The organism is Streptomyces sp. SDT5-1, assembly GCF_052245995.1.
Lineage (GTDB): Bacteria > Actinomycetota > Actinomycetes > Streptomycetales > Streptomycetaceae > Streptomyces.
Map to the genome: position 1 here is coordinate 8,475,378 of NZ_CM125963.1, position 20,146 is coordinate 8,495,523.

Consider the following 20,146-nt stretch of genomic DNA (forward strand, 5'->3'; position numbering starts at 1 on the left):
CTCGACGAGGACGTTTGCGTGGGCTACCGTCCCGTGGCGTCCGCCGTGAGGTACGCGATCACCATGTCGCCGAGCATCGTGCGGTAGTGCTCGCGGCGGTCCTGAGCCGTCAGGTCGCGGCCGAACAGGGCGCCGAACGTGTGCCGGTTGGAGACCCGGAAGAAGCAGAACGAACTGATCATCGCGTGCAGGTCGACCGCGTCCACTTCGGCCGTGAACACGCCGTCCGCGCGGCCCGCCTCGAGGATCCTGCTGATCACGTCGATCGCGGGCGAGTTCAGGGAGCTGAGCGTCTCGGACGCGGCGATGTGCTCGGCCTCGTGGATGTTCTCGATGCTCACCAGGCGGATGAAGTCCGGGTGCTGCTCGTGGTGGTCGAAGGTCAGCTCGGCGAGCCGCCGGATCGCGGCGACCGGGTCGAGGTGCTCGACGTCCAGATCCCGCTCGGCGTGCCGGATCACCGCGTAGCTGCGCTCCAGGACGGCCGTGAACAGCTGCTCCTTGCCGCCGAAGTAGTAGTAGATCATCCGCTTCGTGGTACGCGTGCGGGCCGCGATCTCGTCGACGCGGGCGCCCGTGTACCCGGCGCGGGCGAACTCCTCCGTGGCGACCTTGAGGATCTCGGCCTTGGTGCGGGCCGCGTCGCGGATGCGTCCCGCGCGCCGGGCCGGCTCTTCGACAGTGGTCATCCGGTGATTGTAGGAGCCGTTCGAGAGTCGGTTCGGATCAGTCTCTTCCCAGGACGGGGCGCGGCTTGATATGAGTAACGAACCAGTTCGTACATTAAGCGTGACGCTCGGCCAGGAGGACCCCGTGCCCCAGGACTCTTATCTCGTCGGTCTGATCGGTGAGGGCATCGGCCCCTCGCTCTCCCCGGCCCTGCACGAGCGGGAGGCTGACCGGCAGGGCCTGCGGTACCTGTACCGGCGCCTGGACATCGCCGAGATCGGCGCCCGTCCCGAGGACGTCGGCGAGCTGCTGCGCGCGGCCCGCACCGTCGGCTTCGACGGCCTGAACATCACGCACCCCTGCAAGCAGCTCGTCATCGAGCACCTCGACGAACTCTCGCCGCAGGCCGCCGCGCTCGGCGCCGTCAACACCGTCGTCCTCGACGGCGGCCGGGCCGTCGGGCACAACACCGACGTCACCGGATTCGCCGCGTCCTTCGCCCGCGGACTGCCCGACGCCCGCATGGAGCGCGTCGTGCAGCTCGGCGCCGGGGGAGCGGGCGCCGCCGTCGCCCATGCCGTCCTCACCCTGGGCGCGGGCCGCATCGTGCTCGTCGACGCCCTGCCCGAGCGGGCCGCCGCCCTCGCCGAATCCCTCAACCGGCACTTCGGCGAGGGCCGCGCCGTCCCGGCGGGCCCCGCCGAGCTCGCCGCCCACCTCGCCGAGGCCGACGGCATCGTGCACGCCACGCCCACCGGCATGGCAGCCCACCCCGGGCTCCCGTTCCCCGCCGAGCTGCTGCACCCGGGCCTGTGGGTCGCCGAGGTCGTCTACCGGCCCCTGGAGACCGAACTCGTACGCACCGCCCGGAGCCTCGGCTGCGCCGTCCTCGACGGCGGCGGCATGGCCGTCTTCCAGGCCGTCGACGCGTTCCGCCTCTTCACGGGCCGCGAACCGGACGCCGCCCGCATGCTCACCCACTTCGCCGAACTGGCGGGGGCGGAGGGCGCGCTGAGGGCAGTGACGTCGAGCCCGCGCGCCGACTGAGCACATCAAGCAGATCGAGCCCCGCGCCGATTGAGCCCATCAAGAAGATCGAGCCCCGCGCCGATTGAGGAGAACAAGCCCGCACGCCGATCGAGCGCATGAAGCCCCCGCGCCGACCGAGCTCATCAAGCCCCTGCGGCGATTGAGCAGCGGGGTACGGGGCAGAGCCCCGATCTTTCACCCCGCCGCCGCCCCACCCGCCGACCCGCCCCCTCCGGAAGGAGCCCCGTGCGCACCTCCATCGCCACCGTCTCGCTCAGCGGATCGCTCACCGAGAAGCTCACCGCCGCCGCCCGCGCCGGGTTCGACGGCGTCGAGATCTTCGAGAACGACCTGCTCGCCAGCCCCCTCACCCCCGAGGAGATCCGCGAGCGCTGCGCCGACCTCGGCCTGAGCATCGACCTGTACCAGCCGATGCGCGACATGGAGGCCGTCCCCGAGGACGTCTTCGCCCGCAACCTGCGGCGCGCCGAGCACAAGTTCCGGCTGATGCGGCGCCTCGGCACCGACACCGTGCTCGTCTGCTCCAGCGTCTCGCCGCAGTCCGTCGACGACGACGCGCTCGCCGCCGACCAGCTGCGCCGCCTCGCCGAGCTCGCGGACGGCCACGGCATCCGCGTCGCCTACGAGGCGCTGGCCTGGGGCCGCCACGTCAACACCTACGACCACGCCTGGCGCATCGTCGAGGCCGCCGACCACCCGGCGCTCGGCACCTGCCTCGACAGCTTCCACATCCTCGCCAGGGGCAGCCACCCCAAGGGCATCGAGGACATCCCCGGCGACAAGATCTTCTTCCTCCAGCTCGCCGACGCGCCGCTGCTCGACATGGACGTGCTGCGCTGGAGCCGCCACTACCGCTGCTTCCCCGGCCAGGGCGACCTCGACGTCGCCGGACTCCTGCGCCACGTCCTCGCGGCCGGATATCGGGGGCCGCTGTCGCTGGAGATCTTCAACGACGTGTTCCGGCAGGCCGAGGCGGGGCCCGCGGCCGTGGACGCGCGGCGCTCGCTGCTCGCCCTCCAGGAGGCGGTGGGGGAGGGCGACCTGCCCGCGCCCGTCGTCCCCACGGGCGTCGCCTTCGCCGAACTCGTCACCCCCGATGTCGCCCCGGCCGCCGCCCTCCTCGGCGCGCTCGGCTTCACCCGTACCGGACGCCACCGCGGCAAGCCGGTCGACCTGTGGGAGCAGGGCGCGGCCCGCGTGCTCCTCAACACCGGGCCCGCCGCCCGCCGCGAGGGCACCGTCCTCGCCGCCGTCGGCCTCGAGTCGCCCGATCCGGCCGCCGCCGCCCGGCGCGCCGAGGCCCTGCTCGCCCCGGTCCTGCCGCGCCGCCGCGGCACCGGCGACGTACTCCTCGACGCGGTCGCCGCGCCCGACGGCACCGAACTCTTCTTCTGCGCCACCGACCGCCCCGAACTGCCCAGCTGGATCCGGGACTTCGAGCCCACCGGGCAGCTGCCCGCCGACACCGACATCACCGGCGTCGACCACCTCCAGCTCACCCAGCCCTGGCACCAGTTCGACGAGGCCGCCCTCTTCCACCGCAGCGTCCTCGGCCTCGAACCGGAGCCGAGCGTCGACGTCGCCGACCCGTACGGACTGCTGCGCAGCCGCGCCGTCGCCACCTCAGACGGGGCCGTCCGCATCGCCCTCGGCGCGGGCCCCGGCCCCGGCGACGACCAGGACCGCGCCCAGCACATCGCCCTCGCCACCAGCGACGTCGTCGCCGCGGCCCGCCGGTTCCGGGACGCGGGCGGCGAGCTGCTGCCGATGCCGGGCAACTACTACGACGACCTCGCGGCCCGCTTCGAGTTCGCCCCCGGCGAGCTGGAGACCTACCAGGAACTCGGCATCCTCTACGATCGTGACGCCCACGGCACCTTCCGGCACTGCTACACCCGCACCGTGGGCCGCGTCTTCTTCGAACTCGCCCAGCGCGACGCCGGCTACCGCGGCTACGGCGCCCAGAACGCCCCGGTCCGCCTCGCCGCCCAGCACGGGCCGCACTAACGGCTAGTGCTTGAAGCGGGCCGCGATCTCCTCCAGGCGGGCGTGGTGGCGCTCCCAGTCGAGGGGCGGCAGGCTGTCGTTGTCCTGCCGGTAGCCCACCAGGCCGTCGAGGCCCTCGCGGAGGATGTCGGCCTGGCCCGCGTGCCGCTGGGTGTCGGCGACGACCCGCACCAGGACGTGGTGGAGCGTGACCCGGTTGCGCTCCTTCGGCCACCACGGCACCGTTCCGACGGTGTCCAGGTCGAGCTCGCGGACCGACGCGTCCGCGAGCGCCCAGGCCCGCCGGTAGCGCGCGACGATCTCCTCGCGGGACTCGTCCGCGGTCGCGAACATGTCGGCGTTCTCGTCCGCGCCGTCCTTGAAGTCGGGCAGCGGCTCGTCGTGCGCCCGGCCGAACGTGTCGCACAGGTAGCCGAGCTCCACCCCGGCCAGATGCTTGAGCAGCCCCAGCAGATTCGTGCCCGTCGGGGTCAGCGGGCGCCGGACGTCGTAGTCGGAGAGCCCGTCGAGCTTCCACAGCAGCGCGTCGCGGGCGTCCTGGAGGTAGCGGAGCAGGTCGTTCCTGCGGTCGGTGTCGGTCATGTGATCACTCTGCTGCCTCGGACGGGCGCGGACCAGAGGTTTCGACAGGCAGCGCGGCACCGGATGGGCTTCGATGGACGGGATGGCACACGAGCAGGGAAAGCCCGCGCACGATCCGCTGACCGCACTCCTCGACGGCGTGCGGCTGCGGCTGCGCGACCTGAACGACGGCGAGCCCGCCTCGTACATCCCCGAACTGGGCCGCGCCGACCCCCGCCTGTTCGGCCTCAGCCTGTGCACCCTCGACGGGCGGGTCTACGGCAGCGGCGACACCGCCGTCCCCTTCACCGCGCAGTCCGTCTCCAAGCCGTTCGTGTTCGCCCTCGCGCTCGCCGACCACGGCCTGGAGAACGTCCTCGGCCGCGTCGGCGCCGAACCCAGCGGCGAGGCCTTCAACTCCATCCGCCTCGAACCCGGCACCGGACGCCCGCCGAACCCGATGGTGAACGCCGGGGCCATCGTGACCAGTTCGCTCGTCGCGGGCGACACCCCCAAGGCCCGCTTCGACCGCATCCTCGACGGCCTCGGCGCCTTCGCGGGCCGGACCCTCACCGTCGACGAGGCCGTGTACGCCTCCGAGTGCGCCACCGGCGACCGCAACCGCGCCCTCGCGTATCTGATGCACAACGCCGGCTCCCTCACCGGCGACGTCGAGGCCGAGCTCGCCGTCTACTTCCGCCAGTGCTCCGTCCTCGTCACCTGCGACGATCTCGCCGTCATGCACGCCACCCTCGCCGGCGGCGGCATCAACCCGGTCACCGGCGAACGCGTCGTCGCCACCCGGCACGCCCAGCACGTCCTCGCCGTCATGGCCACCTGCGGCATGTACGACGCGTCGGGGCAGTGGATGCTGCGTGTCGGCATGCCCGCCAAGAGCGGAGTGTCCGGCGGCATCGGCGTCGCCCTGCCCGGACAGTTCGGCATCGGCGTCTTCAGCCCGCCGCTGGAGGAGAAGGGCAACAGCGTGCGCGGCATCGCCGCCTGCCACCTGATCTCCGATCAGTTCGGCCTGCACCTGATGCGCGGCACGTCCCCCGAGCGCCGCCCCCTGCCGCCCCGCTCCCTGCACCCCACCCCGCTGCGCTCCCTGCGCCACCGCACCCGCGCCCAGCGCGCCGCCCTCGACGCCCGCACGGACCGGATCCGCGTCCACGTCCTCCAGGGCGACCTCGACTTCGCCACCGCCGAACAGACTCTGCGCGCCGCCCTCGAACTCCCGGACGCCGTCGGCTGGTTCGTCCTCGACCTCACCCGCTGCGGACGCATCGAGCCCGTCGCCGCCGACCTGCTGCGCGGACTCGCCGCCGACCTGCGCTCCCGCGATCTGCGGATGGTCCTCGCCGACCCCGACGAGCGGCAGGCCATGGCCCGTACGGCGGACGAGTTCCCCGACCTCGGTCGGGCCCTCGAAGCCTGCGAGGACGAGTTGCTCACCGGCATCGGCCTCGACCCCGAGCGGCCCGTGCCGCTCGCCGACTGCGATCTGTTCGGCGAGGCCGACGCCGGACTGCGCGCCGCCCTCGCCGACGCCTTCGACACCCTCGACCTCGCGCGGGGCGAGTCCGTCGCGCCGCCGCGCACCGCCCCGCTCGACCGGATCGTCCTCTGGTACGTCGAGTCCGGGCGCCTCGCCGTGTGCGCCGACGCCGCCGACACCGTGACGACGAGCCGCACCTGGTCGGCCGGGCCCGGCGCGGCGCTCACGCCCGCCGACTTCCCACCGGGCCGCACCCGCAAGGTCCTCGCCGAACGCGACACCCGTTGCCGCACCCTCACCGCCGCCGGGTTCAGGCGGCTGCGCGAGCGGGAGCCCGACGCCGTCGCGTTCCTGGAGCGGGCACCCCTCGAAGGCGCCGAAACCGTGGACCGCGGCGATGTGACCTGACCCATAATGGGCCGCATGACCGAAGCGGAGCTCGGCCCCGACTCGACGCTGTCCCAACGGAGTTCGGTGGTGATCGTCGGCGCGGGCCCCGCCGGACTCGCCCTCGCCAACGGCCTGCGCGCGGCGGGCGTCGACTGCGTGGTCCTGGAGGCCGAGAGCCGTACGTTCATCGAGAACCGGCCGCGCGCCGGAGTCATCGAGGAGTGGGCGGTGCGCGCCCTGGAACGGCGCGGCCTCGCGGGCGAGCTGCTGCGCCGCGCCGAGCGGCACACGGCCTGCGAGTTCCGCTTCGCGGGCGAGCGGCACCCGTTCGAGTACACCGAACTGACGGGCCACCACCACTTCGTCTACCCGCAGCCCCTCCTGGTGACCGACCTCGTGCGCGAGTACGCCGATGTGCGCGGCGGCGCCATCCGCTTCGGCGTCCGCGACGTACGCCTCCACGACCTGGAGAGCGACCACCCCGCCGTCTCGTACACCTGCGGCGACACCGGGCGGCGGGTGTCCGTGCGCTGCGACTTTGTCGCCGGGTGCGACGGGGCGCGCGGTGCGACGCGCGCGGCGATCCCCGCGGGCCGTGTCGAGGTCGCGCGGCACGACTACGGGATCGGCTGGCTCGCCGTGCTCGCGGAGGCGCCGCCCTCGGCGGACCGCGTCCTGTTCGGCATGCACGAGGAGGGCTTCGCCGGTCAGATGCCGCGCAGCCCCGAGGTCACCCGCTACTACCTCCAGTGCCCGCCGGGCGACGACCCCGACGCCTGGACCCACGAGCGGGTCTGGACGCAGCTGCGCCGCCGGCTCGCCGCCGACGGCGCGAAACCGCTCACCGAGGGCGAGCTGATCGAGAAGCGCGTCCTCGACATGCACGACTACGTCACCGAACCCATGACGTACGGCCGCCTCTTCCTGGCCGGGGACGCCGCCCACCTCGTCGCCCCCATCGCCGCGAAGGGCCTCAACCTCGCGCTGCACGACGCGTTCCTCCTCACGGACGCGATCGTGGCCCACCAGGCGGGCGACGGGCGGGGCGTCGAGGGGTACGGGGCGGCGTGCCTGCGGCGCGTCTGGGACTACCAGGAGTTCTCGCAGTGGCTGTCGGAGGTGTACCACGGGGCGTCGTACGGCGACCCGTTCCGCACCGGGACGACCCTCGCCAGGCTGCGCCGCCTGTTCACCTCGCGCGCGGCGGCCACCGCGTTCGCCGAGCAGTATCTGGGCGCGGCCGAGCAGTACTGAGCCGTCGTACGGAATTCGCGACACGCCGGAATCGGTGACGGTCACCGAATCGGCGGCGGGCCCGAATATGACACAATCGCGGGGTGTCGGAACCGGATGACGAGCGTGAACTCGCCGAGGCAGTGGCCGCCTTGCGGACCGCGGAGGAGCGCGTCGTGGAGGCGTTGCGTGTCTATCTGAGCAGGGACCCGGTCACCGGCCGTCCCGTGCACGGCCGCATCGGGCGCGCCGCCCGCCTCACCGGATGGGGCGAGCAGCGCGTGAAGGAGGCCGCGGTGCCCGCCCTCGCCGAGCGGCGCCGCGCCAAGCGGAAGGCGGGCGGCGCATGAGCGACTTCGACGCGATCGACTCCCTCCTCGCCTCCGTCACGCCCGAGGCCGAACTCCCCGAGCCCGAGGTGCGGCGCGAGCTGCGCGAGTCGGCACGGCTCTCCAAGGCCCAGGTGGCGCGGGCCCTCGGCGTGAACCCGTCCACGCTCGCCGCGTGGGAGTCGGGGCGTGACCCGGCGGGGGAGATCCGCACCAAGTACGCGTACTTCCTCGACGGTCTCGCGGCGAAGCTCGCGGAGCAGGAGCGGCCGGAGGCGGAGCCGGAGCCGGTCGAGCCCGCCGCGCCCGCGCAGTCGCAGGGCGACGACGACGTGGAGGCGCTCGCCGAGGCGGAGCCGTGCGTGCTGTGCGGAGCGCCGGCCCGCCAGCGCGTCGCCGGGTTCGCCCAGCACCTCGACCCGTCGGAGTGCGGGACGCCGACGCCCCGGCCGCAGCCCGCGCCGGAACCCGAACCGGCCGCCGCTCCCTCTACCGCCCCCGCTCCTCGCCCGAAACGCCGACCCACGCCGACCCGCCGCGCCTTCCAGCCCTCCGACGGGCCGGGCGACACCATCGGCCGCACGGTGCGGGCCGTCCTCGACGAGCACGGCGGCGACGTGGACGCGGCGACCGCCGCCCTGATCAAGCGGGCCATCCCGGACGCCATGGCGCTGCTCGACGAGACCCGCAAGGGCGCCCGCTACGACGTCGTCGCCTACCCGTGGCTGCCGGACATCCTCAAGAAGCGCACCGCTCGCGGCTCCGACGAGATCTGGGAGGCCCGGCCCAAGTGGACGCGGCCCGAACTGCCGCCGGGCGAGCACGAGGTGACCGCCCTCGACATCAACGGCGCCTATCTGTCCGCGCTCAAGACCCACCTGCCCATCGGCCAGTTGGAGCACTCGACGGGCTTCGGACACGACAGGCGCCGGGCCGGCGTCCACCTGATCGCCCCGCCGCACTGGGACCACGACGCGTCGCTGCCGAACCCGATCGGGCAGCGCGACGAACCGGGCCCTCTGTGGGTCACGGAGCCGACCCTGCGCCTGCTCCAGCGCCTGTCCGGCCCCAAGTACGGGCTGTGCGAGCCGCCCGAGATCCACGAGTCGTACACCTCGGGCGCCACGGAGAACCTCCTCGAGAAGTTCCGTACGGCCCTCAAGGACGCGCGGGACACGGCGATCGCCGAAGGCGACGACGTGACCCTGGAGTACGTGAAGGCCATGTACTCCAAGTTCGTGGCCACCATGGGGGAGTCGAACTACAACCGGGAGCTGTACCGCCCCGACTGGATGCACCTCATCCGCTCGCAGGCCTTCGCCAACCTCTGGCTGAAGGCGCTCAAGAGCCACGAGGAGGGCCTCACCGTCGTCCGCGCGATGGGCACCGACGAACTGCACGTCATCGGGGACTGGCGGCGCGTCTTCCCCGAGGGGCGCGGCGTCACCGAGGTCAAGGTCAAGGACGTCTACACGGCGGGCGCCGCGCCCGAGGACGCGTCGTAACGGTCAGGCGCCGCGCAGGGCGCCGTCGAGGAGCGGCAGCAGGCGGTCCCAGTGGCGCTTCAGCGCGTCCGCGTCGAACGCGGAGGTGTCGGCCATGGTGAAGCCGTGCACGCTGCCCGGGTACAGCTCGATGCTGTGCTCGACCCCGGCGGCCTCGAAGGACGCGTTCAGCGCGGCGACCGCCTCCGGCGTCAGATCGCCCTCGGCGAGACCGAGGTGCACGCGGCCCGCGACCTTGTCGGCCGACAGGTGCGCGCTGTCCGGCGCGTCCGTGACGAGCATGCCCGGGTGGAAGCCCGCGACGGCGGCGACCCGGTCGGGGTGCGCGGCCGCCGTGCGCAGCGCCAGGGCCGCGCCCATGCAGTAACCGGTCGTGCCGATGGGGCCTTCGGACACCTCGGGCTGGGCCGTGAGGAAGTCGACGTAGGCCTGCGCGTCCCGCAGGATCCGCTCGGAGGTGTGCGCCTCCAGGAGCGGCATGAGGCTGCCGAAGATCTCGGGCCGGTTCTCCTCGCTGATGTGCTCGGGAAGCTCGACGACGGGGATGCTCCCGTGCCGGTAGTACACGTTCGGCGCGAGCACGTAGTAGCCGTGTCCCGCCAGCTCGCGGGCCAGGTCCTCGATCACGGGCCGGACGCCGAAGGCGTCCATGTAGAGCAGTACGCCGGGATGCGGCGCGCCGTCGTCGGGGAACGCGACGAAGGCGTCGGCCTGGCCGTCCGGCGTGGGAATCTGCACTGTCTTGCTGGTGGCGATGGCGGATCACCCTTCCTGATGACTGATACCAGTGCACAGTACAGACGTCGCGTCCGCCGCCTCCCCGCGCGGGGGTGATCAGTGGCTGTGCCGCTTGCTCGCCCAGAACACGGCGCGCGCCGCCCTTATCCGCTCCGCCTGCCGGGCGGGGTCGAGCGCCGACTCCAGGGCGCCGCGCAGCAGCTCGGGGTCGACGAGGGTGCCGCTGCCGTCCGGCGGGGTGCGCCACAGGAACGAGTGGTGCCGCACGCCCGTGATGCCGTCGGCGTCCGGCGACGGCATGGCCAACTCCTCGCCCGCCGTGAGCATCCGGGCGTCCTCCGTCTCGGGCCAGACGGTCGCGGCGGCGGCGCGGGTGAGGATGTAGAACACCGGGCGCGGCTTGGAGTGCTCCTCGAGCACGGGCACGGCCTCCGCCTCCTTGCCCAGCTCCCACAACACCGTGAGCCCGAGCGGCTGTTGCACGCGCAACGCGTCCCAACCACGGCCCGCGGGAAGCTTCGCCAGATACGGCGACCGCCCCCACGCGGCATATGCCTCGCTCGGCTCTCGGTGACAGGAGGCCAACCACCGCGCTCCGTCCATGCGGCGACCATACGTCAACTCGCCTGTCTGGTCAGCGGATTCATCAATCCGACAGGGGCGCGCGGTGAAGGTCTGGCCATGACTGCCGCGGTGGCCTGCGGTCCCCGCGCCTGGCACATGCCAGAAAATCCGCCGCTCCCGCAGGGCGCCGAGACGTCCCTCAACGAGCCCCGTGCGAACGCCGATTGAGCGCCACGACCACCGCGAGCAAGGCGAACACGGCGACGGCGAACCACGTCATCGCCGCCGTCGCCGACAGCGCGAGCGTCGCCACGCCGAGGGCCACCGCCGGCACGCTCAGACCCAGGTAGGCGACCAGGAAGAGCCCGGCGATGGCCTCACCCCGGCGCGCCGGGGCCGCCATCGCCACCACCGCGCCGACCGCCGCCTTGAACAGCAGCCCCGCCCCGACGCCCGCGATCACCCCGCCCACGAGGAACGTGGTCAGGTCCGCGGCGTGCATGCCGACGACGAGGGTGGCGAAACCGACGCCCTCCGCCAGCAGACCGAGCGTCGACTTCGCCCGCGGCGCGAGGCGGGCGGTGAGGATCTGGGCGAGGGCCGCGCCCCCGAACACCAGGAACGAGACCGCCCCGGCGAGGAGATGGGACGGGCGGTGCAGCGAGTGCGCGACGAACCCGGCGGCGATCGAGGAGAAGAGGCCGAACACCGCGAACGACGCGAACGCCGTGGTCGCCGCGGCCACGTACCCGGCCCGATCCCCGTGGTCGGCGCTCACCCGCTGCGGCCGGTACCGCGGCCTGACCGGCAGCTCCCGCACCGTCTCGGGCGTCAGCGCCACGGCGAGCGCCACGACCACGAGGAGGACGGCGAACACCGCGTACGGCAGGCGCAGCGGAGCCGTCACGTACTGCGCGAGGAATCCGGACACCAGCGGGCCGAGGCCCAGGCCGCCGATGTTGGCGGCCGTCGACACCGTCTCGAAGCGCTGCGCGGACGCCGCGGGGCGGTGCGCGCTGTGCAGCTCGTGGAGGTGGGCGGTGGCCGTCGCGCTGAGCATGCCGATGCCGAGGCCGCTCACGAACCGGGCGACGAGCAGCACCGGCAGCTCCGGGCTCGACAGGAACAGCACCGCCGCGACGAGCTCGAGGCCGATCGCCGGAAGCAGGATCTTCTTGCGCCCCACCCAGTCCGACACGTGCCCGGCGAGGACGAGGCTGACCATCACGCCGACGGCGTACACGGCGAAGACGACGGTGACCATGAACGTCGAGAAGCCGTCCCGCTCCTCGTACAGCGGATACAGCGGCGTGGGAACCGTCGAGAAGGCCATCGAGGTGAGGAACGCGAGCGCCACGACCCAGAAGCCGACACCGTGCCGGCGAGAACCGGTGACCTCCGGGGCGGGCGAGTGCGAAGAGGCGGGTGAGGACGGAGAGGTGGGAACGCGCGTCGGCGTGGCCATGCGAAGTCCGTTCGAGAGGCGGGGAGCGGTGTACTGCACGCACCACTCTCCGCCCACGCAGCCATCGCGTCCAACGAATCTTTGTGCTCGTGACGATCGCGAACCGCGATGATTGATGGGATGGTCGACGAGTGGAACTACGTCATCTCGAGTACTTCGTCGCCGTCGCCGAGGAGCAGAACTTCACGCGCGCGGCGGCCCGTCTGCACATCGTGCAGTCCGCGGTCTCCGCTGCCGTCAAAACGCTGGAGCGCGAACTGGACGCGCGCCTCCTCGACCGGAACTCCAAGCGGGTGCTCCTCACCGACGAGGGGAGGGCGCTGCTGCCGCGCGCCCGGTCCGTCCTCGACGCCGCGCGGGACGCGGCGGACGCCGTCGCAGAGGTGCGCGGGGCGCTGCGCGGAACCCTGCGCATGGGCACCCTGACCTCGATCAGACTCATCGACCTGCCGGGCCTGCTCGGCGAGTTCCACCGCAGGCATCCGGGCGTCCAGGTGCAGATCACCGTCGCGCCGACCGGCTCCCAGGGGCATCTCGTCGCGCTCGCCGAACGCCGCCTCGACCTGGCCCTCGTCTCCCTGCCCGGGGCAAGTCCGGCCGAGGTGGAGCTGACACCCCTCGCCAGCTCCACCCTCGACCTCGTGGTGCCGGCCGGGCATCCGCTCGCCGGGCGGGACTCCGTGGCGATCGGCGAACTCGCCGGGATGCCGTTCATCGACTGCCCGGTCGGCTACGGCAACCGGTCCGTCGCCGACCGCGCCTTCGCCGCCGCCGGGGTCCCGCGCCAGGTCACCATCGAGATCACCGACCTCGCCACCAGCGCCGACTACGTCAGGGCGGGACTCGGCGTCGCCCTCGTGCCGCGCTTCCTCGCCGACACCGCGCACGGCCTGAGCATGCTGCCCGTCACCGACGCCGACCTCAGCTGGACGCTGTATCTCGCCGCGCCGGCCGACCGGACGCGCAGCGCGGCGGCCCGCGCGCTCACCGAACTGCTGCGGACGACGTCCACCGAGACACCCTGAAGCGGAAAATGGGGCTTGAGACGCCTCTGGCATGTGCCATACGTTTGGAGGCGCCGAAGGCGGTTACCCTCTTCAACGCCCCTGGTCCCCGGGCAACTTGACTGTAGACGCCACAGTCGCATCGCCGACAACGCGGCTGTGGTTCTCCGTCCGAGAAGCGCCGACCGGGGCTTCCTCCCGCGGTCCCGCGGCGCCCAGGGCGGAACAGGCGAGGAAGCGCGTGAAGGGGAGCAGCGTTTCCTCGTGGGTGACCCCCGCCGATGTTCGACAGCGATTTCCGGCGGGGGTCACCACTGTCCCGCCTACCGGGTGTCAGTGGCCGAAGGCATCCTGGAGCCACCACGCGCCCTCGTCCCGCGTCGTCTTCGCGTCGATCACCATGGGCCGCTCCGGCGCGGCGAGCCACTCGGCGAGCGGCGCCAGGTCCTCCGGCGCGGTCACCGTCAGGGCCGCGCAGCCGTGGCCGCGCGCGAGCGCCGCGATATCGGTGTCGGGGAACGTCACCGTCGACAGGTCGGCCGCATCCGTGAAGTGGTGCACCTCGGCCCCGTACATGGCGTCGTTGTAGACCACCACCAGGAGCGGCAGGCCCAGGCGCACAGCGGTCTCCAGCTCCGACACGCCCATCAGGAATCCGCCGTCGCCGCAGGCCGCGACCGGCAGCCGGTCGGGCCGGGCGAGCGCCGCGCCGATCGCCGTCGACAGACCGAGGCCGATCGACTGGAACGCCTGCGTGAAGCAGAGCCCGTACTGGTCCGGCACGTCGAGGTACATGCTCGGACAGCCCATGAAGTTGCCGGAGTCGACGGCGACGGTCCGCTCGGCGGGCAGCATCCCGTCGAGCGCGAGGGTGAGCGTGCGCGGGTCGATGCGCCCGCCGCCCGTCCCGTCCTCGTAGGCGACCTGCGCCCAGGAGCCCTCTGCCGCGAGCCGCTCGGCGACGTCCGGGGTGCGGTGGCCGACCCGCGCCGGTTCATCGGCGAGCAGCGCCGCGATCTCGGCCGCCGTCTCCGTGACACCGCCCCACAGGCCCAGGTCGATGTCGCGCGTGCGGCCCAGGGCCTCGCGGTCGACGTCGACCTGGACCACCTTCGCGGCGTCGGAGATCAGGCGCCCGTGCCGCATGGTCCACATGTTCAGGGCGCAGCCCCAGCCCACGATGAGGTCGGCGCCCGAGATCAGTTCGGCGGCCAGCGGCGTCGAGAAGCCGCCCGCCACGTCGAGACACCACGGCTCGCCCTTGAACAGCCCGCGCGCCACCGCCGACGTCGCCAGCAGCGCGCCCGACCGCTCGGCCAGCGCAGCGATCGCCTCGCCCGCCCCGTCGGCCCGCGCCCCGCGACCGGCCACGAACACCGGCCGCTCGGCCCGCCGCAGCAGCTCCGCGAACTCCCCGCAGTCCGCGACCGCGGGACGCGGCAGCCCCGCCGCCGGCCGCCGCCGCACCGGGACCCCGTCCTCCGGCAGTTCCTCGTCCTGTACGTCGATGGGGACGTTGAGGACCACCGTGCGGCGCTCCTCGGCGCACAGCCGGAACGCCCGCGTCACGTCGTCCAGCGCGGTGCGCGCCGAGCGGACCCGCGCCGACACCGCCCCGACGCCCTCGGCGAGCGCCGGCTGATCGACGTAGAAGTTCGACGTGCGTTCCGTGGCCTCCGCCGTCACCACCAGGAGCGGGGTGCGGCTCTTGGCCGCCTCGGCCACACCCGTCAGGGAGTTGGTGTACCCGCAGCCCTGATGCACGGTGAGGACCGTGACCTCGCCGCTGGTGCGCGCGTGCGCGTCCGCCATCACCGCGGCGCCGCCCTCGTGCCGCGCCGCGACGAACCGCGCCCCCGCCGCCACGAGCGCGTCCGTCACATGAAAGTTGCCGCTGCCCACCACGCCGAACGCGGTCCGCACACCGAGCCGGTGCAGCTCCCGGCCGACGGCCTCCCGTACCAGCATGCTCACGCGCCCTCCGCGGCCGGAGCCAGCGCCAGGACGCGCGCCGGGCTGCCGGAGCCGCCGACGATGCGCAGCGGCGCGACCACGAGCACCGCGCCGACCGGCGGCAGCTCCCCGACGTTGCGCAACTGCGTCACGCCGTACTTGCCGTTGCCCAGCATGAAGTGGTGCACGGGGAACGGCGGTTCGAAGCGGAAGGCCTGACCGGCGTCCGTGCCGACGGTCTCCACGCCGATCCCCACGATGCCGGTCTCCTCGGCCAGATACCGCGCGCACTCCGCGGTCAGGCCCGGCGTGTGCGGGCCGTCGTCGTCGGCGTTGAGGAACGCCTCCTGGTCGTCGGAGCGGGCGTCCCACCCGGTCCGGTACAGGAGCCAGCCGCCCTCGGGCAGCGCGCCGTGCTCCCGCTCCCACGCCTTCAACTCCTCGAGCCCCAGGAGATGGTCGGGGTCCTTGGCGCACTCGGCCGCCCTGTCGACCACCACCGCGGGACCCACGAGCCGGGACGCCGGCACACTCCCCACGTCCTCCAGGTCACGGCCCGACGACCAGTGCACCGGAGCGTCGAAGTGGGTCCCCACGTGCTCGCCCGTGCGGATGTGGTTCTGGAACGAGATCTCCCCGGGGTCGTCCCAGTCGTTGAGCCGCTCCAGCTCGAACCGGGGTATCGGGTGCATCGGCTCCGGCAGCGGCAGGATCGGCGTCCCCGACGACAGCGGGGCGGTGAGGTCGACCACGCGCATCGACCCGTCGGCGAGCGCGGAGATCAGGTCGGTGGCGGCGGAGGTGTGCGGGCGTGATGTCATGGCGGACATCATCGATCCTCCGGGTGCCGGAGCGATACCTCCCCCACGCACGTACGGAGCACCGCACATGAGTGACGCGCCCGCCCAGGACCCCACGTCCAGGGCCCTGGTCCTCGAGGAGTTCGGCGCCCTGCCGCGGCTCGTCGAGCGACCGGTCCCCGAGCCGGCGCCCGGACACACCCTCGTCCGCATGAAGGCGGCGACCGTCGCCCACCTCGACCTGAACGTCCTCGACGGACAGTTCGGCATCCTGCCCGAGCTGCCCGCCGCGCCCGGCACCGAGGGCAGCGGCGTCGTCCTCGCCTCCGGCACCCACCCCGCGGGCGCCCTCGTCCGGGTGCGCGGCGAGGGACTCGGCCTCAGCCGCGAGGGTGCCTGGGCCCAGCACGTCCTCGTGCCGGACGCCGCCGTCGAGGTCGTGCCCGACGGCGTCGACCCCACGCTCGCGTGCAGTTACTTCTCGCCGGTCGGCACCGCGTGGGCCGCCGTGCACGCGGTCGGCCGGGTCGAGGCGGGGGAGCGGGTCCTGGTCACCGGGGCGTCGGGGGCCGTCGGCGCGCTCGCGGTGCAGCTCGCCGGGCGGGCCGGCGCCGAAGTGATCGGCGTCGTCGGCCGTGAGGCGAAGCTCGCCCATGTGCCGGGATCCGCCCGGGCCGTGCTCGCCGCCGACCTCGCCCCGGATACCGTCGGCGGCGCGGTCGACGTGCTCGTCGACACGGTCGGCGGCACTGTCCTGCGCGACGCCCTCGCCCACGTACGGCCGGGCGGGCGTGCCGCGCTCATCGGCTACACGGCGGGCCGCGAACTCACCGTCGACCTCGCCGACTTCCTCCTCGCCGACGTCGCCCTGCTCCCCGTGAACATGATCCACCGCGGCGCGTGCGTCGCCCCCGACGTCGCACGCCTCCTCCCCGACCTCGCCTCCGGCGCGCTCACCCTCCCGTACGAGCGGTACGGCATGGAGGAACTGGGCGAGGCGGTGCGGCGGTTGCGGGCCGGAGAGGTCGTCGGGCGGGCCGTCATCGACCTGAGCTGACGGCCGTACGAGCTCAGCCCATGCTCTTCGCGCCGTCCAGGGACTCGCGGATGATGTCGGCGTGGCCCGAGTGCTGCGCCGTCTCCGCGACGAGGTGCATCAGCACGCGGCGCACCGACCACTCGGCGCCGGGCTCGTTCCACGGCGCCTTCGGCAGCGGCCACCGACGGTCCAGGTCGGGGACCGTGGCCACCAGCTCGTCCGTCGCCGCGGCGGCCTTCGCGTAGTCGGCGAGGACACCGTCGAGGGTCTCGCCGGGGAGCAGCCGGAAGGTGTCCGCGCGGGCCGCGAAGTCCGCCTCCGTCATCGCCGTGAAGTCCGGCATCGCGGCCGGGCCCTCGACGATGAAGCCGGCCCAGCTCCGCTCCACCTCCGTGACGTGCTTGATCAGGCCGCCGAGACACAGCTCGCTCGCCGTGGTGCGCTGCCCGGCCTGCGCGTCGGTGAGGTCCCGCGTCGTGAACGTCAGGAAGTGCCGCTGCTTCGCCAGGGACTCCAGGATGTCGGCGCGTTCGCCGGTGACGGCGGGGGCGTTGGTGTGCGACTCGCTGGTGCTCATGGTGTGCGCCTCTCGTGTGGACGGACCCGCTCGGTGTGCGGTGGTGTCACCGTAGGCGGGCAATAGGTCGGATCATGACCTACATCGCCACGCCCCGCGGAGAATCGCCGAGGCGAACTCAACCGTCCACGGCCGTCCGGCAGGCCAGGTGCAGGGCGAGGCGTTCGTCGGGGTCGGCGAGGTCCACGCTCAGGAGCTGCTGCACGCGGGCGATACGGGCCGCGACCGTGTTGCGGTGCACCCCGAGGACCGCCGCCGTCTCCGCCGTGGAGGACTCCGCGTCGAGGTACGCGGTGAGGGTGCGCACCAGATCGCCGGGCTCGCCCGCCAGCGGCTCCAGGAGGGAGCGGGCCGCCGGCTGGAAGGTGTCGGTGCGCGTCCACGCGAGCAACAGCTGGGCCAGGCCGAGCCGGTCGACGTGGAAGAACCGGCCGCTCGCCTCACGGCCCTGCGCGAGCCGCGCCGCGTCCGCCGCCTCGCCCAGGCTGCGGGCGATCCCGGCGGGACCCGGATGGGCGCGGCCCACGCCCACGTACGCGTGCAGCACCTCCGGAAGGCGGCGCTGCACGCGGCGGACGGCGGCGGCGTGCCGCTCGATGTCGGCGGTCGACGGCTCCTGGTCGGTGCTGGTCCAGGCAGACCAGCCGTCGCCCTGCTCGACGACCTGCGCGGCCAACCGTTCGGCCACGAACGCGGCCGTCACCTCGGCGCGCAGGCCCGCCACGTCCACGTCGGGCCCGGTGCCGATCCGGATGCCGGTGTGCCAGCCGTCGAGCCGCCACCCGAACTCGACGGCGTGCCTGCGCACCGCGTCCGGGATCTCGCCGCCCGCCGGGCGCAGCAACTCGCCGAGCAGGGACGTGCGGTGGCGGGCGCTGCGCTCCAGGTCCAGTCGGCGCAGCGCGAGCCGCTCCCGCACGGCCCCCGACGCCACTTCCAGGGCGGCCGTCACCGCCTCGGCCTCCGGCGCGAGCCGCGCGGGCAGCCGGACGGCGAGCCGGGGCGGGACGCGTTCGGTGCCGACGGGGTGCGTGAGGAGGTGGGCACCGCCGGGCAGGTCCAGCGGGCGGGGGAGCGGCGGACCCGCCAACTGCCGGGCCACGGTGTCCTGTTCCCCCGGTGCCACGGTCGCCGGATCGCCCGCCAGATGCCGGGCGTCGGCCGTGACCAGGGCCACGGGACGGTCGAGGAGCGCGCCCAGCTCGCCGAGCAACGCGTCCACGCCGTCGCCCGCACGGGCGCACACCCGCGTGGTGCGCAGGGCCGACTCGGCGCGCAGCAGCCCCGGTTCGGCGGTCATCCGCTCCAGGGCGAGATGCGCGGCCAGCGGATCGGGCGCGCCGAGCACGGGCAGCCGCAACCGCTCGGCGAGCAGCGCCGACGACATCCGCAGCGTCGCCGTCCCCGGCACGAGGAGCGCGGCGACCCCGGCGCCATGCGCGCGCCGCAGCAGTGCGTCGAGCCGCCAGTCGCCGCGGTCCGCGCCGTCGAGCAGCACGAGCAGCCGCCCTTCGAGCGCGTCGGGCAGCGGCCGCGCCACGTCCCGCGCGGCGACGGGCCGATGAACGGGACGCGCGTCCTCGGGCCCCGCGAGCGCGACCACGTCACGCCAGCTGGGATGCGCCAGCATGGCGGAGAGCGGTACGCCGTCGGTCAAGACCTCCGTCATCGCGCACCCGCCTCGAACCCCACGACGTCCGCATCCAGGCCGAACGCCCGCGGTGACACGTGCGGTTCCGTGTCCGGGCGGCGCCAGAACCCGGGGCCCGGAAGCGTCGCCGCCAGGGCCTCCTGGCCGGGGCGTACCCGGTCGATGGCGAGGGGGAGTGACGTGCGGCGGTCCAGGAGGCAGATGACGTCGGGGACCGTCGCCGTGACCTCGCCGTCGCGCAGGGCGAGCAGGATCTCGTTCTCCGTCTCCAGGCGGACGACCGTGCCGGACGCGGTGTCCGTGAGCGTCACGCTGCCGCGTCCGAAGCCGGGGCCCTCGCTGCGGGCCACCTCCCGGATCCGGCCCGCCGCGAGCACCCGGCCGCCGAGCGCGGCCTCGACGTCCACCGTCGCGGGGCGGTGCGGCAGCGCGGCGTGGGCGCGGCCGAGGGCGAGGGCCCGGGTGAGCGAACCGTGCACGCAGGCGTCGCGGACCGCGCTCAGCCGCACCGGGGCGAGCGCAAGCGCCGCCCAGCCGCCCGCCGCCGCGAGGAACCCGCGCACCGTGCGTTCAAGGCCCCGCGCGTCCGTGCGGTCCACCACGAGGATCTGGCCACCCGGCTCGGCCAGCGCGCACGGGGTGACCGGAAGACCCCGCACCGCCCAGCTCAGCTGGTCGAGGCGGGGCAGGGCGCGCCCCATCAGGTCGACGTCGACGACCGGGAGGCCGAGGTCGAGCGCGGCGAGCAGCACCGTGAGGGCGTTGGGGCCGCCCGCCTCCGCGGCCATCAGAGCGTCGGGGGCGGGCCCGCCGGCCCAGCGGGTCACCGCCGCGACGGCCTCGCGGAACTCCCGGCCGTTCGGCAGCTTCTCGCTCAGCACGTTGACCGCGCCGACGACGCCGACCGGGACGACGACGGGGTCGTCGGGGCCGGGATCGTGCCAGGTGACGGTGCCGGCCGCACCGAGGGCGCGACGCAGCATCGACGCGAAGGCCGCCGCGTCGCCGCCCCCGCCGCAGCCCAGCACGTTCACGCCCGTGACCAGGGCGGGAACGTCGGCGGCGGTGATCGTCTGAGGCACGTGGCCGATTCTCGCAGCGCGGACCGGTACC

Annotated in this window: 18 protein-coding genes; 8 read left to right on the plus strand and 10 right to left on the minus strand. The window is 73.8% G+C overall.

The window, feature by feature from the left end; genetic code table 11:
* Nucleotides 1-23: 23 nt before the first annotated feature.
* Entirely contained in the window at nt 24-689 is a 666-nt protein-coding gene (locus tag ACTWJ8_RS39085) for a TetR/AcrR family transcriptional regulator (RefSeq protein WP_443262151.1), read from the minus strand.
* Nucleotides 690-813: 124 nt separating this feature from the next.
* On the opposite strand from ACTWJ8_RS39085, the gene ACTWJ8_RS39090 reads away from it, so the two are divergent.
* Both ACTWJ8_RS39090 and ACTWJ8_RS39095 read left to right on the plus strand, forming a co-directional pair.
* Entirely contained in the window at nt 814-1,716 is a 903-nt protein-coding gene (locus tag ACTWJ8_RS39090) for a shikimate dehydrogenase (RefSeq protein WP_443262152.1), read from the plus strand.
* Between the two features lie 228 nt (nt 1,717-1,944).
* Complete coding sequence (locus ACTWJ8_RS39095; protein WP_443262153.1) at nt 1,945-3,726, plus strand: bifunctional sugar phosphate isomerase/epimerase/4-hydroxyphenylpyruvate dioxygenase family protein; 1,782 nt, start codon at nt 1,945-1,947, stop codon at nt 3,724-3,726.
* Between the two features lie 3 nt (nt 3,727-3,729).
* On the opposite strand, the gene ACTWJ8_RS39100 is transcribed toward ACTWJ8_RS39095, so the two are convergent.
* Nucleotides 3,730-4,308: a DinB family protein gene (locus ACTWJ8_RS39100; protein WP_443262155.1), complete on the minus strand. Its 579-nt coding sequence runs from the start codon at nt 4,306-4,308 to the stop codon at nt 3,730-3,732.
* Nucleotides 4,309-4,390: 82 nt separating this feature from the next.
* On the opposite strand from ACTWJ8_RS39100, the gene glsA reads away from it, so the two are divergent.
* The 4 genes from glsA (at nt 4,391) to ACTWJ8_RS39120 (ending at nt 9,242) form a co-directional block, all read left to right on the plus strand.
* A complete protein-coding gene (gene glsA / locus ACTWJ8_RS39105) occupies nt 4,391-6,193 on the plus strand; it encodes a glutaminase A (protein WP_356385012.1) in 1,803 nt (600 codons plus the stop codon).
* 15 nt (nt 6,194-6,208) lie between these two features.
* The gene (locus tag ACTWJ8_RS39110) at nt 6,209-7,429 is read left to right on the plus strand and encodes a 4-hydroxybenzoate 3-monooxygenase (protein ID WP_443262157.1); all 1,221 of its coding nucleotides are present in this window, start codon (nt 6,209-6,211) and stop codon (nt 7,427-7,429) included.
* Nucleotides 7,430-7,512: 83 nt separating this feature from the next.
* Nucleotides 7,513-7,758 (plus strand): hypothetical protein, encoded by a 246-nt coding sequence (locus tag ACTWJ8_RS39115; protein ID WP_443262158.1) that lies wholly within the window; start codon nt 7,513-7,515, stop codon nt 7,756-7,758.
* Nucleotides 7,755-9,242: a helix-turn-helix domain-containing protein gene (locus ACTWJ8_RS39120; protein ID WP_443262159.1), complete on the plus strand. Its 1,488-nt coding sequence runs from the start codon at nt 7,755-7,757 to the stop codon at nt 9,240-9,242. The genes ACTWJ8_RS39115 and ACTWJ8_RS39120 overlap by 4 nt, the downstream gene beginning before the upstream one ends.
* Before the next feature lie 3 nt (nt 9,243-9,245).
* On the opposite strand, the gene ACTWJ8_RS39125 is transcribed toward ACTWJ8_RS39120, so the two are convergent.
* From ACTWJ8_RS39125 to ACTWJ8_RS39135, 3 genes are all read right to left on the minus strand, one after another.
* Nucleotides 9,246-9,980 carry a dienelactone hydrolase family protein gene (locus ACTWJ8_RS39125; RefSeq protein WP_356385022.1) on the minus strand — a complete coding sequence of 245 codons (735 nt, stop codon included), beginning with the start codon at nt 9,978-9,980 and terminating at the stop codon, nt 9,246-9,248.
* A gap of 96 nt (nt 9,981-10,076) precedes the next feature.
* Nucleotides 10,077-10,463 (minus strand): hypothetical protein, encoded by a 387-nt coding sequence (locus ACTWJ8_RS39130; RefSeq protein WP_356385025.1) that lies wholly within the window; start codon nt 10,461-10,463, stop codon nt 10,077-10,079.
* A 280-nt stretch (nt 10,464-10,743) separates the two neighbouring features.
* Nucleotides 10,744-12,009 (minus strand): MFS transporter, encoded by a 1,266-nt coding sequence (locus ACTWJ8_RS39135; protein WP_443262160.1) that lies wholly within the window; start codon nt 12,007-12,009, stop codon nt 10,744-10,746.
* A 131-nt stretch (nt 12,010-12,140) separates the two neighbouring features.
* Here ACTWJ8_RS39135 and ACTWJ8_RS39140 point away from each other — a divergent pair, with 131 nt between their 5' ends.
* Nucleotides 12,141-13,034: a LysR family transcriptional regulator gene (locus ACTWJ8_RS39140; RefSeq protein ID WP_443262161.1), complete on the plus strand. Its 894-nt coding sequence runs from the start codon at nt 12,141-12,143 to the stop codon at nt 13,032-13,034.
* A 312-nt stretch (nt 13,035-13,346) separates the two neighbouring features.
* Here ACTWJ8_RS39140 and ACTWJ8_RS39145 read toward each other — a convergent pair whose 3' ends face one another.
* Nucleotides 13,347-14,981, minus strand: a complete 1,635-nt coding sequence (locus ACTWJ8_RS39145; RefSeq protein WP_443265126.1) for a thiamine pyrophosphate-binding protein — start codon at nt 14,979-14,981, stop codon at nt 13,347-13,349.
* 2 nt (nt 14,982-14,983) lie between these two features.
* Complete coding sequence (locus tag ACTWJ8_RS39150) at nt 14,984-15,787, minus strand: cyclase family protein (protein ID WP_443262162.1); 804 nt, start codon at nt 15,785-15,787, stop codon at nt 14,984-14,986.
* 67 nt (nt 15,788-15,854) lie between these two features.
* Here ACTWJ8_RS39150 and ACTWJ8_RS39155 point away from each other — a divergent pair, with 67 nt between their 5' ends.
* Nucleotides 15,855-16,823: a quinone oxidoreductase family protein gene (locus ACTWJ8_RS39155; protein ID WP_443262163.1), complete on the plus strand. Its 969-nt coding sequence runs from the start codon at nt 15,855-15,857 to the stop codon at nt 16,821-16,823.
* A 13-nt stretch (nt 16,824-16,836) separates the two neighbouring features.
* On the opposite strand, the gene ACTWJ8_RS39160 is transcribed toward ACTWJ8_RS39155, so the two are convergent.
* From ACTWJ8_RS39160 to ACTWJ8_RS39170, 3 genes are all read right to left on the minus strand, one after another.
* Nucleotides 16,837-17,382, minus strand: coding sequence for a DinB family protein (locus ACTWJ8_RS39160; RefSeq protein ID WP_356385040.1), 546 nt, complete (start codon nt 17,380-17,382; stop codon nt 16,837-16,839).
* A gap of 118 nt (nt 17,383-17,500) precedes the next feature.
* Nucleotides 17,501-19,051, minus strand: coding sequence for a helix-turn-helix domain-containing protein (locus ACTWJ8_RS39165; protein ID WP_443262165.1), 1,551 nt, complete (start codon nt 19,049-19,051; stop codon nt 17,501-17,503).
* Nucleotides 19,048-20,115 (minus strand): DUF917 domain-containing protein, encoded by a 1,068-nt coding sequence (locus tag ACTWJ8_RS39170; protein WP_443262166.1) that lies wholly within the window; start codon nt 20,113-20,115, stop codon nt 19,048-19,050. The genes ACTWJ8_RS39165 and ACTWJ8_RS39170 overlap by 4 nt, the downstream gene beginning before the upstream one ends.
* Nucleotides 20,116-20,146 lie beyond the last annotated feature (31 nt).